Origin of the sequence: Sporofaciens sp. JLR.KK001 (assembly GCF_036941055.1) — a bacterium.
GTDB lineage: Bacteria > Bacillota > Clostridia > Lachnospirales > Lachnospiraceae > Sporofaciens.
On sequence record NZ_JAYMNO010000001.1, the window covers coordinates 398,115 to 410,221 of the forward strand.

Annotated in this window: 14 protein-coding genes and 4 tRNA genes; 16 read left to right on the top strand and 2 right to left on the bottom strand. The window is 48.2% G+C overall.

Annotated elements, in window-relative coordinates; translation table 11 throughout:
- Positions 1–37 precede the first annotated feature (37 nt).
- Together VSQ62_RS02095 and VSQ62_RS02100 are read left to right on the top strand one after the other, a co-directional pair.
- On the top strand, positions 38–241 hold the full coding sequence (locus VSQ62_RS02095) for a hypothetical protein (protein ID WP_334632923.1): 204 nt from the start codon (positions 38–40) through the stop codon (positions 239–241).
- A 70-nt stretch (positions 242–311) separates the two neighbouring features.
- A complete protein-coding gene (locus VSQ62_RS02100) occupies positions 312–497 on the top strand; it encodes a hypothetical protein (RefSeq protein ID WP_334632924.1) in 186 nt (61 codons plus the stop codon).
- A gap of 191 nt (positions 498–688) precedes the next feature.
- Here the strand turns inward: VSQ62_RS02100 and VSQ62_RS02105 are convergent, their stop codons facing one another.
- Positions 689–1,339: a M15 family metallopeptidase gene (locus tag VSQ62_RS02105; protein WP_334632925.1), complete on the bottom strand. Its 651-nt coding sequence runs from the start codon at positions 1,337–1,339 to the stop codon at positions 689–691.
- Between the two features lie 33 nt (positions 1,340–1,372).
- Complete coding sequence (locus VSQ62_RS02110; protein WP_334632926.1) at positions 1,373–2,083, bottom strand: NADase-type glycan-binding domain-containing protein; 711 nt, start codon at positions 2,081–2,083, stop codon at positions 1,373–1,375.
- A 266-nt stretch (positions 2,084–2,349) separates the two neighbouring features.
- Between VSQ62_RS02110 and VSQ62_RS02115 the strand changes: the two genes are divergently transcribed.
- From VSQ62_RS02115 to VSQ62_RS02180, 14 genes are all read left to right on the top strand, one after another.
- Positions 2,350–3,885, top strand: a complete 1,536-nt coding sequence (locus VSQ62_RS02115; protein WP_334632927.1) for a zinc ribbon domain-containing protein — start codon at positions 2,350–2,352, stop codon at positions 3,883–3,885.
- Positions 3,886–3,971: 86 nt separating this feature from the next.
- Positions 3,972–4,991, top strand: coding sequence for a hypothetical protein (locus VSQ62_RS02120; RefSeq protein WP_334632928.1), 1,020 nt, complete (start codon positions 3,972–3,974; stop codon positions 4,989–4,991).
- Positions 4,992–4,996: 5 nt separating this feature from the next.
- On the top strand, positions 4,997–5,524 hold the full coding sequence (locus tag VSQ62_RS02125) for a hypothetical protein (RefSeq protein WP_334632929.1): 528 nt from the start codon (positions 4,997–4,999) through the stop codon (positions 5,522–5,524).
- A 7-nt stretch (positions 5,525–5,531) separates the two neighbouring features.
- On the top strand, positions 5,532–6,305 hold the full coding sequence (locus VSQ62_RS02130) for a hypothetical protein (protein WP_334632930.1): 774 nt from the start codon (positions 5,532–5,534) through the stop codon (positions 6,303–6,305).
- Between the two features lie 16 nt (positions 6,306–6,321).
- Entirely contained in the window at positions 6,322–7,617 is a 1,296-nt protein-coding gene (locus VSQ62_RS02135) for a type IV secretory system conjugative DNA transfer family protein (protein ID WP_334632931.1), read from the top strand.
- A 25-nt stretch (positions 7,618–7,642) separates the two neighbouring features.
- On the top strand, positions 7,643–8,260 hold the full coding sequence (locus tag VSQ62_RS02140) for a YARHG domain-containing protein (RefSeq protein ID WP_334632932.1): 618 nt from the start codon (positions 7,643–7,645) through the stop codon (positions 8,258–8,260).
- A 22-nt stretch (positions 8,261–8,282) separates the two neighbouring features.
- A complete protein-coding gene (locus VSQ62_RS02145) occupies positions 8,283–9,197 on the top strand; it encodes an N-acetylmuramoyl-L-alanine amidase (RefSeq protein WP_334632933.1) in 915 nt (304 codons plus the stop codon).
- Positions 9,198–9,238: 41 nt separating this feature from the next.
- Positions 9,239–10,396 (top strand): THUMP domain-containing class I SAM-dependent RNA methyltransferase, encoded by a 1,158-nt coding sequence (locus VSQ62_RS02150; RefSeq protein ID WP_334632934.1) that lies wholly within the window; start codon positions 9,239–9,241, stop codon positions 10,394–10,396.
- Positions 10,397–10,464: 68 nt separating this feature from the next.
- Positions 10,465–11,085, top strand: a complete 621-nt coding sequence (gene rdgB, locus VSQ62_RS02155) for an RdgB/HAM1 family non-canonical purine NTP pyrophosphatase (RefSeq protein WP_334632935.1) — start codon at positions 10,465–10,467, stop codon at positions 11,083–11,085.
- Between the two features lie 57 nt (positions 11,086–11,142).
- Positions 11,143–11,622 (top strand): metallophosphoesterase family protein, encoded by a 480-nt coding sequence (locus VSQ62_RS02160; RefSeq protein WP_334632936.1) that lies wholly within the window; start codon positions 11,143–11,145, stop codon positions 11,620–11,622.
- A 92-nt stretch (positions 11,623–11,714) separates the two neighbouring features.
- Positions 11,715–11,789: transfer RNA gene (locus VSQ62_RS02165), tRNA-Pro, on the top strand.
- Positions 11,790–11,796: 7 nt separating this feature from the next.
- Positions 11,797–11,867 (top strand) — tRNA-Gly (locus VSQ62_RS02170).
- Between the two features lie 7 nt (positions 11,868–11,874).
- Positions 11,875–11,948 (top strand) — tRNA-Arg (locus VSQ62_RS02175).
- A 70-nt stretch (positions 11,949–12,018) separates the two neighbouring features.
- A tRNA-His gene (locus VSQ62_RS02180) sits at positions 12,019–12,092 on the top strand.
- Positions 12,093–12,107: the final 15 nt, after the last annotated feature.

Consider the following 12,107-nt stretch of genomic DNA (forward strand, 5'->3'; position numbering starts at 1 on the left):
TCTTCGGAGATGTTACATTGAGCGGCAGGGGCGGCTGTTGCCGGAAGATGTGATAGCGCTGATAGAGAGGTATCCGGATTTCCGGAAGATGTATGAGCAGACCTATGAGATCTGCCAGAATATAGAGCAGGTGATGGGGATGTTTTCAAAAGAATTATACGAGTTAGACCGTAATACAGTACGTTATATGATAGACAGGCTGCAGGAAGAGAATGCGAGACAGAAGGAAGAAAATTTTTAAATTCGATACATAAATTATGAATTCTGCGGACATAATAGCCATGTAACAAAAATATTTAGGAGGAATTGACATGGCTAAGAACTATAATTCATCTAACAAGAATGCATCAAATCAGAATGCAAGCAACCAGAATTCATCTAACAAGAACGCAAGCAACCAGAATGCGTCCAACACAACTTCTAAGAACAAGAACTCCAACAGTTCTAATTCTAACAGCACCAACTCTAACAGCTCTGATTACAGCGACAATTACTAGTACATCATTGCATTAATCTTAAAGTAATAGTGCTTATTACTCAAGAATTAATGCAATGATATACTAGAGACTGTGAAGGCGGGGAACTGTACGAAGCCTGAATAACAGAGAAGAGCAGAAGTGAGAAGGAGGAGCGCTGCATAAGAATGGTGTCTTGTGCGGCGCTCTTTCTTCATAGAGATATATTTTCATTATTCCTGAACCGGGTAGGCGTCTGTGTCGGAGAAATGCCACCACTCCCCGGAATAAGGCTTGAAGCCGGCCTGAACCATGATATCTTCAAGTTTCTGTGCATTTGCAGCCTCTTGGGAGGTGCAATCCTCATAATTCCGGTCCGCCTTGGCGGTAAAATTATCAAAATCCGTCGGCATCTCTACAGGTGCGCCGGATGTCTGAACGATAGTGACATCCACGGTATTTCCCTGGCTGTGTGAGGAGTATCCGGTATTGGGATTGGCTACATATACGGGATCCGGGCAGGCGTTCCACAGGTTGAACTGTGCCGAGACAGGGCGGTATGCATCCCAGATCAGAAGTGTCAGTCCTTCCTGCTGCAATTGTGCCTGTGCGGCCTTTAGTTTCAGCACAGTGCCGTACCGCAGACGTGCATCGGTGAAATCATAGATCTGTTTCCCTGTAAAATTATTCTCGGTCGCATATCGCAGTTCCACTTTAATGTCAGGAATATAGTCCAATATCTCTACCATAGCGGATGCTTCCGGTGTCGGAAGCGATTCTTCTTGAAATGATTCATCTGGCGGTGTAAGATTCTGAACTTCCGGAACAGCGGAAACGATTAACGCAGCCAGGCTGCTGATCGCAGCAATGCATCTTAATCCCATAACGTATCCATCTCCTTATTATATCTTTTTGTATTAGTACCACGCAAGTTCAGAGATAGCCAGATCTTCGTATTTGTTTCCCGGATAAATGGACTCGATCATAACAGATATCTCGCTTGTCTGTACCGGATGAGCGAAAGCAATATTCTGCGGGCCGCAGATATCGCTAAGCTGCAGGCTCATGCCCGTCCCATCGGAGAATGTAAGTTTTATAGATTGCGGGCGGGCATTCTTGTAATAGATGTCCGGGTTTTTCTGGTATCCTGCATGGATGTTCATGCCGGAAACCTTATACTCACTATCGAATGTGAATACGATAGATTCATTGATTCCCGGACCGGCTGATCCCTCTACCCAGGCATTCTCCGATCTGCCGTCACAGATTCTTCCGGCAGAATGAGTCATGTTGTTTTCGGACAGCTCTGAGGAGGCATGGACAGAACTTAATTTATCCATGGTAACGGCCGGAGCATCTATGGTAAGCTCATCTTCCGGAGCATCTGTCTTAGATTTATCGGAAGGTGAGGCTATAGATACGGTAATACTTCCATGCGTGCCTGCTTCTTCTTTGCGGGGGGATATGACATCTAAAGTCTGGATCTCGTCTGCCGCGGTCTTGGTGGTCGCCGTATTCCCCGGAGATTGCAGCAGTAAGAAGATACCTCCTGCTGTCACTGAGATCAGTAAGACAGCGAGTACGATTGCCAGAATACGGAATAGATTATTCTCTTTTGGAGTGTTCATAGTTAGCTCCTTTCTTGGGCGATCAATGTTTTTGGTCTTGCTAAGATATTTTATGCATATAGCGGCGCTGACGATGGAAGTGTGACATAGTAATTATATATTAAAATTTTGGAAAATAAAAGAACTATTCTTTCTTATGGTTTTAGTATATAATAGTTAATGGAAAATTCATACAATTTTACTATTCTTTTATATTAAGAAACTGTACAAATTATTTTCCTGCAGTTTCTAAATGGAATGTAGAAGGGAAAGAGAGGAAGAGACATATGTTGTTTTGTCCGACATGTGGAACCAAGTGTGAGGATGGCGCCAGGTTTTGCGGCAACTGCGGTACGAATCTTGAGGGGATTGCCAGTGTGCCGGGAACCGCGGCGCCGGGAGATGAAGGAGGGGCAGGCGGCGGTGCCGCCGGCAATGTGGATGAACCCTGGAATTCAGGGAGCACAGCAGCCGATATGCAGCAGACTATGGGCAGCCTGCCGTGGGAGAATCAGGCTGCCGCGGGACAGGGGGCTTCGGAACCAGTGCCGCCGGGGAGGGAAGAACCGGAACAGATGAATTCAGTTCAAGGGGAGCCGTCATCGGTTCCGCTGCGTCCTTCTCAGATGAAGAAGATGAAGGAGCAGCAGAGAACAGATCAGCAGACTGCGGGCGGATCAAGCATTACTATAAAGAAGCCGGAGATCAATGTGCAGAAATACAAAGGAAGCATTAGAAAGCTGTCGAAGATGCAGATTGCTGTAATCATCGAGGCGGTGTGCCTGCTGCTTATCATCTGTGCGTTCTATGGGCTTGGAAGCAGCCGGAACAGTGCGAATGCCGTAGCAAAACGATATTTTCAGGCATACGTTGACAGAGACTGGTCCAAGGTCTATGATCTGACAGATTTTCCGGACGGAGCATATCTTCAGAAAGACCAGTTTATTGTTATGATGGAACAGAGGGAGGTTCCGGAGGTTACGAATTTTGAGATTATGTCAGACAAATCATTGGAGAGCTCCGGGGTTCAGAGGAATTTATTAGTTCAATTTACAGAAAAAGGGAAAAATGCAGACAACAGAGTGCTTACTTTGATGAAGCAGGGCGAAAAGGCAATGTTGTTTTTCGACACATGGAAGGTTTCGCCGGCAGATGAGATAGCAGAGAATTTCCAGATCTACAGTCCTTGCGGCGCAGCCGTGGCAGTAGACGGAGTGGTTCTGCCGGAGGGGGATAGAGAACCAACAGAAGACGGCGGCATGGATTGTTACCGTCTCACGCTGTTTGCCGGGAAGCACAGCATCCAGGCTGCAGTACCCTGGCATGAGCTGTATGAGGACGAATTCAGCGCTTCGGCCGAAGGAACCTATACGGCAGAGGCATTGAAGCTGACAGAAGAAGGGGAGACGGCATTTGCGGCGAAGATGCAGGAGGCACTGGAGAAGGTCTATCAATCTGCATTGGAACAGAAGAAGTTCGAGGAGATATCAGAATTGTTCCTGCCGGATTATCAGGATGCCTGCGAAGAAGCTTATGATTCGCTTGTCTCGGAATTACATGGCAGGGAGGCCTATAAGCTTAAGGAAGTGGAATTCAGTGATTTTAAGTGTGAGTGTTATGATGACGCTTATCAGGGAATGGTTCAGGCAGAGATGAGTTACAAGTATGATATGAAATATACATATACCTATACATCATGGAGAAATGATACACCGACCACAGAAGACAAGACGGATGACGGAACTTCTTATATGAGTGCATCGTTCCAATATGATGAAGACACCTATAAGATCGCTTCGTTCAGCATCCGAAGTGTATTGTAGAAGAGAAGATAATGAAGACACATGGCAACAGGACAGATTGTCTGAACTGTTACGATACATGAGAGATAATAAAAGGAGAATGAGAGATGGCAAGATTTTGTACACAATGCGGAAGACCACTGGCTGACGGGGAGATCTGCCAGTGTCAGATGACAGGAAATCAACAGACAGGAAATCAACAGACAGGAAATCAGCAGAATCAGTATTATAATAACGGCCCGCAGACCGGCGGACAGCCAGGCAGGGGGCCGGTGAATCCAAATGAAGGGTACACCATATCTACGGAGGATTGGATTCCGCTGCGCAAACTGATCGGTATCGGCGAGTCTGACAATAACGATGTGGAAGGGTGCTTTGAGAGAGGGAAGAAGATCGTGCCGGATCTGATCGCACCATGTGAACAGGAGATACCGATCAAGCAGTATCAGTTGTGCAATGCGCGTTCCAGACTTCGCGGACTCTGGCAGGAGGGCCGGATACAGGTGACCAATAAGCGGATCCTCTTTCGACTGAGCGGACGTTCCTGGATCGGACGGGCCATGAGCCACACGGAGTTTACGATAGACGAAGTTGCAGGTGTAGCATTGTCGAACGGGGTACGTTTTGCCCTGTGGGACTTTTTACTTGGTTTTCTGGTCAGTATGCTGGCGTGTGCCTTAGGAGGACTCTTCTCGGAACTGCCGGTTTTTCTGGCATTTATCCTGGGAATTGCGGCGGCAGTACCGTTCTTTATATTTAAGAAAAAATACTACATCAAAGCGCTGTTCCTGGCTTTTTCAATGAGTATGGTGTCATTAAGCTCTGCCAAGAGTATATTCGAGCATCCGTTCTTGTCGAAGATGGGGATTTTCCTGACAGTGATCATATTGGTGTTATATGTGATTGCCCTGTTTTTGTTCTCCCTGAAGCCGAGTCTGTCTATTAATATCATGACAAAATGTGCTTCTGACAAGCCGATCTCGATCTGGAGCCGTCAGAGTATGGTCTCTGTTATGGAAGTGCTTCCGGGAGAGGACGCGGATGTTGCGATCGAGGAGTTGGGTTCTATGATCACAGATATACAGAAGTTGGGAGATTTTGGGATCCGTAAATGGAAGGTGGATTAAGAAATATGTACTATTTGACGGTGGGTTATCCGCTTGGATCGGATATTGTTGAGAATAGATTGGTTTTCCAGGTATCTCTGAGAAAGCAGGCAGTGCAGTTGATCCCATTGGAGTACAGGATATGGGGAAGATTTCTACTGGGGGCATATGGGGAGGAAGTGGAGAAGTCTCTCCCGGAGGCGGATCTTCGGGGATTCTCCCCAACGATGAATAAATTAATACAGACAGGGCTATTGGCTTCCTTTCCTGATGGAGACTATGCGCAGATGAAGCCGCTTAAGTTCATGCGCCAGGGGATAGGAGAAGGATTAGATCTGCAGACGAATGCCTATAGTGTTATGTTTCGGGGAAAAGTGGAGCTCTCACCGTTAGAATATGATGTCTGGAGAGAAGCGGACGGCGAGATCTCCTATAGAGAGATTGAGAGAAGAGTGATATTGAAGCGTCGAATTCCCGCATTTGAGGCAGAGAAGTCTGTATTTGGGCTGTGCCGGCGGGGACTGCTTCTGGCAGTAAACAGGGAAGAAAGGTGAGTGCAGAATGGGAATGATACCGTTTAGTGATCTGGTGCGGTATGTGAGAGAGCACATAGGGATATCGGGTCCGCAGTCTATGCCTTCCTTTGCAGCCGAAGCGCAGGCGTGGTCGGAAGGAATGACGAAGGTGCAGACTTTGGAAGAAGGATTTCGCCAGATGGACTCAAAAGGACTGCTGAATTATCGCCCATATGACAGCCCCAGGATAGAAACGGCAAGCCCGGATTCTGTTTTTGACATTTTTAATGTAGATTCCGATAATTTCTGGAATCACCATGGCAACACGAAGGAAGACTATATGGAACTGGCATCCCATCTTCCAGAAATCCAGGAGCGGATGGCGAATGGCGAGAGCCTGGATTCTATTCGCTCGAATCCGCATTTGAGCAATACTGTGGATGCATACTATGCAGATGATAAGATGATGAAAGTTGTGAAATACGAGGATGGATATCAGTTTCAGGATGATGGCAGGCATCGCATGATGGCGGCAAAAGAATTGGGCTATGATGTGCCGGTCAAGGTTGTTGGAGAGTATACAGAGGAAGAGACGGAAGAAGAGGAAACGGAAGTTACAGAAGACAACATGAAGGCGCTCCGGGAGGCGGAAGAAGAAGCCGAAGAGGAAGCGGCCAAAGCCAGGAAAGAGCTGGAAGAGGAGGAAGAAAAAGCGGAGAAGGAGTTCGAGGAAGAGACGGTTAGGACGGAAAAAGAGCTTGAGAAAGAAGCAGACGAGGTTGAGAAGGAGATAGAAGTGGATGAAGGTATAGATTATTGAAGGGAGGCGGCATATAATGAAACAAATTGATGTGTTTGACGGAAATCAGCTTATGCCGGATCCGGCGGCGTATCCTGTAAGGAACGCGTGCTGTGCATTCATGGGGACGAATCGGGTAGGCGGAGATATCTATGTGCCGTTTGATGCAGATTTACTGAGCAGGCATCTGATGTTTCTGGGAGGTATTGGAACGGGCAAAACGAATGCATTTTTTCAGATTGTCCGTCAGCTTCGGGCCGGTATAACAAGGGATGATGTTATGATCATCTTTGATACGAAGGGAGATTTCTATAGAGAATTTTACCGTCCGGGTGATATCGTGATCAGTAATGATGAGACGGCAACGGGGCAGGACGGGACAGATTACTGGAATATATTCAATGAGATTGAACTGGATGAACATATGGAAGAGAATATTGTGGAGATCAGCAAATCTCTGTTCCGGGATAAAGTAGAGAAGTCCAGCCAGCCATTTTTCCCCAATGCGGCAAAGGATCTCTTTGGAGCGATTCTGACGCATTTTACAAGAAATAAAGGAAGGCTTGAGAGTGACAATGCATCTCTGAGGGCGTTCCTTGACAAGTCGCCGACAAGAGAGTTAAGAGAGATGCTGGAGCAATATGATGATATGCGTGCGCTGACCAGTTACATATCAGAAGACCGCTCCGCGCAGACTCAGGGCGTGATGTCAGAGCTTCTGCAGCTTACGCGGGAGATCTTTCTTGGGAATTTCAAGAAGAAGGGAACTTTGTCCATCCGTAATCTGGTCAGAGAGAAAGGCGGCAGGATTATTTTTATCGAATATGATCTGGGAATTGGGAATATGCTGGCGCCGATCTACAGTCTTCTGTTCGATATGGCGATCAAGGAGGCGCTTTGCCGGAAGAAAAGCGAAGGCAATGTGTATTTTATAGCAGATGAATTCCGTCTGATCCCTAACCTGCAGCATGTCGATGATGCCGTGAACTTTGGGAGAAGCCTCGGCGTGAAATTCATGATAGGTATCCAGAATGTGGACCAGGTATTCGAGGTGTATGGAGAATCCAGGGCGCGGAGTATCTTGTCAGGTTTCCTGACGTCAGTCGCGTTTCGGGTAAATGATTCTGCATCGAAGGAATTCATAGAGAAGCTTCACGGTGTAAACCGGAAGAAAGAAGTCTATATGGCATCTGTGCAGGGACGCGGTATTGTAGAAAATGTCAGGGATGCCAATGTGGTTGAGGACTGGGATATTGCAAGGCTGAATATAGGCGAGGCGATCATAGGGCTGCCGGGAAGACAGCCGTTCTTATTCCAGTTTAAGAAAATGTAGAAGAAAATAATAAGGAGAAGATAATATGGAAAAAGCAAAAGAAAAAGACGGATTCCGTATTGCTGCTGTAGTACTCGCCGCGGCGATCGTACTGGTGTGCGCAGGCGGCGTCTTTCTGTTGGTCCGTTCTCAGGAAACGCAAGGAGCATCCGCCCGGACAGAAGGAAAGACAGAGACATTGAAGGCAATCGAACCGGGGGAAGGTGAGACTAAGGTAGTCAAGAGTATCTCTGTCTCTGCGAGCGGGTCTTCCAAAGAGGCAGCTTCGAAGAAGCCGAAAGAGGATGCGGACAAAGAGGATAAGAATAAAGAAGATAAGAATGAAGAAGATAAGAACAAGGATTATATCTTGCCGGCAAGCAATACCAAGCTTCTGACAAGTTCGGACATTGCCGGGCTGTCACTGAAGGAGCTGAATTACGCCAAGAATGAGATCTACGCCAGACACGGGAGAAAGTTCGATTCTAATGAGCTCAGGACGTATTTCGAGAGTAAGAGCTGGTATGAAGGCAAATACAGCGCCGCTGATTTTGATACTAATTACAGCGCCAGAATCTTATCTGAAACTGAGCGGAAGAATGCGGAATTCTTAAAGAATGCGGAGTATGCGATGTCAGGCGGCGGATATCAATTGGATCAATAGAATCAGAAGGATCGTAATCAGGATGAGAATAGCAAAGAGATTAATTATTTTCTGCTGTATCGCCCTTTTACTTATGGGATGTAAAAAAGATGACGAGATAGACGTGCAGGCTGTCATTGAACAGGAGAAAGAGCAGGAAGAGAAGGAACGGCGGGAAGAAGAAAGGAAACATAAGGAAGAGGAAGAGCGAAAGGAAGCACAGAGAGCGCAGGAAGAGGAAGAGCAGAAGGAAGCGCAGAGGGCGCAGGAAGAGGAAGAACGAAGAATGCTGGAAGAACAGCAGGCGGCTATGAATGCCAGAGGCGGACTGACGGTTGTGCTGGATCCCGGTCACTCTGCAGTGGTTGCGCCCGGAACAGAACCGCTTGGCCCGGGTTCTTCTGAATACAAGGCTGCCGATGCCAGCGGTACGAGCGGAGTTGCCAGCGGCGTGCGGGAATACGAACTGACACTGAATATCTCTGTGCAGTTGAAGGCAGAGTTAGAGGGGAGAGGTTATACCGTATTAATGACGAGGGAATCCAATGATGTGCCGGTCAGTTGTATAGAGCGGGCCAACGTTGCCAATAATGCCGGCGCGGCCGCCTATGTGCGTATCCATGCGAACGGCTCGGAGAACCAGGGGGCGGCGGGCGCGATGACGATCTGTACGACTCCGGGGAGCCCGTATGCTTCCGAGCTGTATTCTGCAAGCAGGAATCTGTCAGATTGTATTCTGAATAAATACTGTGAAATGACAGGGTGCAGGAGCGAAGGCGTATGGGAGACGGACACGATGAGCGGGAATAACTGGAGCCGCGTACCCGTGACGATCGTGGAGATGGGATATATGACGAATCCGCAAGAGGATCTATTGATGCAGACTCCGGAATATCAGAGTAAGATCGTACAGGGAATTGCGGACGGGATTGATCTGTTTTTTGGTTTTGCCAGTTGACAACCTATAGGGAAAGAAAGTAAGATGTAGAGGTATATAAAATGAGAATTGAACTGATCGCTCCCTGCCATTTTGGGCTGGAAGCGGTATTGAAAAGAGAGATCCTGGAGTTGGGATATGAGATCGCGGAAGTAGAAGACGGCAGGGTTACGTTCTACGGGGATGCTGCCGCCGTCTGCTATGCGAATGTATTCTTACGCACAGCGGAGAGGATTTTGTGGAAGGTCGGCAGTTTCCAGGCTGTAACCTTTGAAGAATTATTTGAGAAGACCAGGGCACTGCCCTGGGAGGATTATATCCCCAGGGACGGGAAGTTCTGGGTGGCGAAGGCAGCGTCCGTCAAGAGCCGATTATTCAGCCCGTCGGATATACAGTCGATCATGAAGAAGGCGATGGTAAGGAGACTTGGGGAACGGTACCATGTAGAATGGTTTCCCGAGGACGGCGCGTCATATCCGGTCCGCGTGTTTCTCAAGAAGGATGTGGTTACCGTGGGTATCGATACATCCGGAGTGTCTCTTCATAAGAGAGGATACCGTGAGGTGTCGGGGAAGGCGCCGATCACCGAGACGCTGGCGGCGGCACTCATCATGCTGACACCCTGGAGAGGAGACCGGATACTTGTGGATCCGTTCTGCGGAAGCGGAACATTTCTTATAGAAGCGGCGTTGATGGCGGCGGATATCGCGCCGGGGATGAATCGGTCGTTTACGGCGGAAGGGTGGAAGAATCTGATCCCCAGGAAGTTATGGTACGATGCGGTGAATGAAGCGAATGACAGGATCAGGGACGGCATAGAGACGGATATACAGGGATATGATATTGACAGTTCGGTGGTAAGGATCGCCAGGAGGAATGCCGATGAAGCCGGAGTCGGTCATCTGATACATTTTCAGGAAAGAGATGTCCGGAACTTAAGCCATCCGAAGAAATATGGTTTCATCATCACGAATCCGCCGTACGGAGAGCGGTTGGAGGAGAAAGAGGCTCTTCCGCAACTGTACCGGGCATTTGGCGAGAGCTTCAAGAGACTGGATTCCTGGTCGGCGTATATGATCACTTCCTATGAAGATGCCGAGAAGTATTTCGGCAGGAAGGCGGATAAGAACCGTAAGATCTATAACGGAATGCTGAAGACATATTTTTATCAGTTCCAAGGGCCGAAGCCGCCGAGAAGGATTGGTACATCATTACATTGATTCTTGAGTGATCAGCACTGTGCTGTCTGCATGTTGGAGGAATTTCATAGATTAAGGGGGAGATCAAGATGGATAAGATAATATTTGCGACAGGGAATGAACACAAGATGGTGGAGATCCGGATGATCCTTGAGGATCTGGGGATAGAAGTGCTGTCCCAGCGAGAAGCAGGGATCGAAGCGGAAGTAGTGGAGGACGGAACGACCTTTGAGGAGAATGCTCTGATCAAAGCGAAAGGGATCGCCGCTGCGGCAAGGCAGATGCCGGAGTATGAGAATGCCGTGATCCTGGCGGATGATTCCGGACTGGAGATTGATTATCTGAACAAGGAGCCTGGAATCTACTCCGCACGGTACATGGGAGAGGATACATCCTATGATATCAAGAACCAGGCGCTTCTTGACCGGCTTAGCGGCGTGGAGGATGAGAAGCGGACGGCAAGATTCGTGTGCGCCATAGCGGCGGCATTTCCGGACGGGACCAGCGAAGTGGTCAGGGGGACGATGGAAGGTATCATAGGCCATGAGATCATCGGAGCGAATGGTTTCGGCTATGATCCGATCTTTTTCCTGCCGGAGTACGGTTGTACCAGCGCACAGCTTGCTCCGGAGAAGAAGAATGAGTTAAGCCACAGGGGCGAAGGACTTCGGAAGATGCGCAGCATTCTGGAAAGCAAGGCGCTAAGATAAGCGCCGGAGACGGAAGACCGTTTGTGCTGCAGATAAGTAATTGAAGAGAGGTTTCTTATGAAAATATTGGTCGTAAGTGATACACATAAGTCACACAGGAATCTTGAGAGGGTTCTGGAGATGGTAAAGCCGGTGGACATGCTGATCCATCTTGGGGACACAGAAGGCGGGGAAGATTATATAGCGGCTCTGGCAGACTGTCCGTCACATATTATAAGGGGGAATAATGACTTCTTCTCGGATCTTCCGCAGGAAGAGGAGTTTGAAGTTGAGGGACGCCGTATCTTCATTACGCACGGACATTATTATTATGTGGCAATGAGTGAGGAGAGGCTTAAGGAAGAGGCGAGGGAACGGGGAGCGGATATTGTGATGTACGGGCATACGCATAAACCGGCGCTTACCCGGGAGCCGGGACTGATCACACTGAATCCGGGCAGCGTGGCATATCCGCGTCAGGCGGGCCGCAGACCCAGTTATATGGTTATGAATATGGCGCCTCAGGGAGAGGTGGATATTTCTCTGGAATATTTATAAAAAAGTTGTTGACAAGCTGAGGGTGTTCGTATATAATAGTTATTGCGTCACGGGGGAATAGATTGAAGTGGCGTGACAATATAACATCGCGTCGGGGTGTGGCTCAGCTTGGCTAGAGCGCCTGGTTTGGGACCAGGAGGTCGCAGGTTCAAATCCTGTCACCCCGATATCTATGCGGGTGTAGTTCAATGGTAGAACACTAGCCTTCCAAGCTAGATACGTGGGTTCGATTCCCATCACCCGCTTTCTTATGAGTCTGTAGCTCAGCTGGATAGAGCAACGGCCTTCTAAGCCGTAGGTCGAGGGTTCGAATCCCCCCAGGCTCGTTGGAATCACAGACAATTGAATAAGGTGATACTTAGTTGGACATCAATAGTTCGATAAGTAATATATATGGTGGGTATGGTGCAGTTGGTTAGCGCGCCAGATTGTGGTTCTGGATATCATGGGTTCGAGTCCCATTACCCACCCTTTTTTCTTTTTAT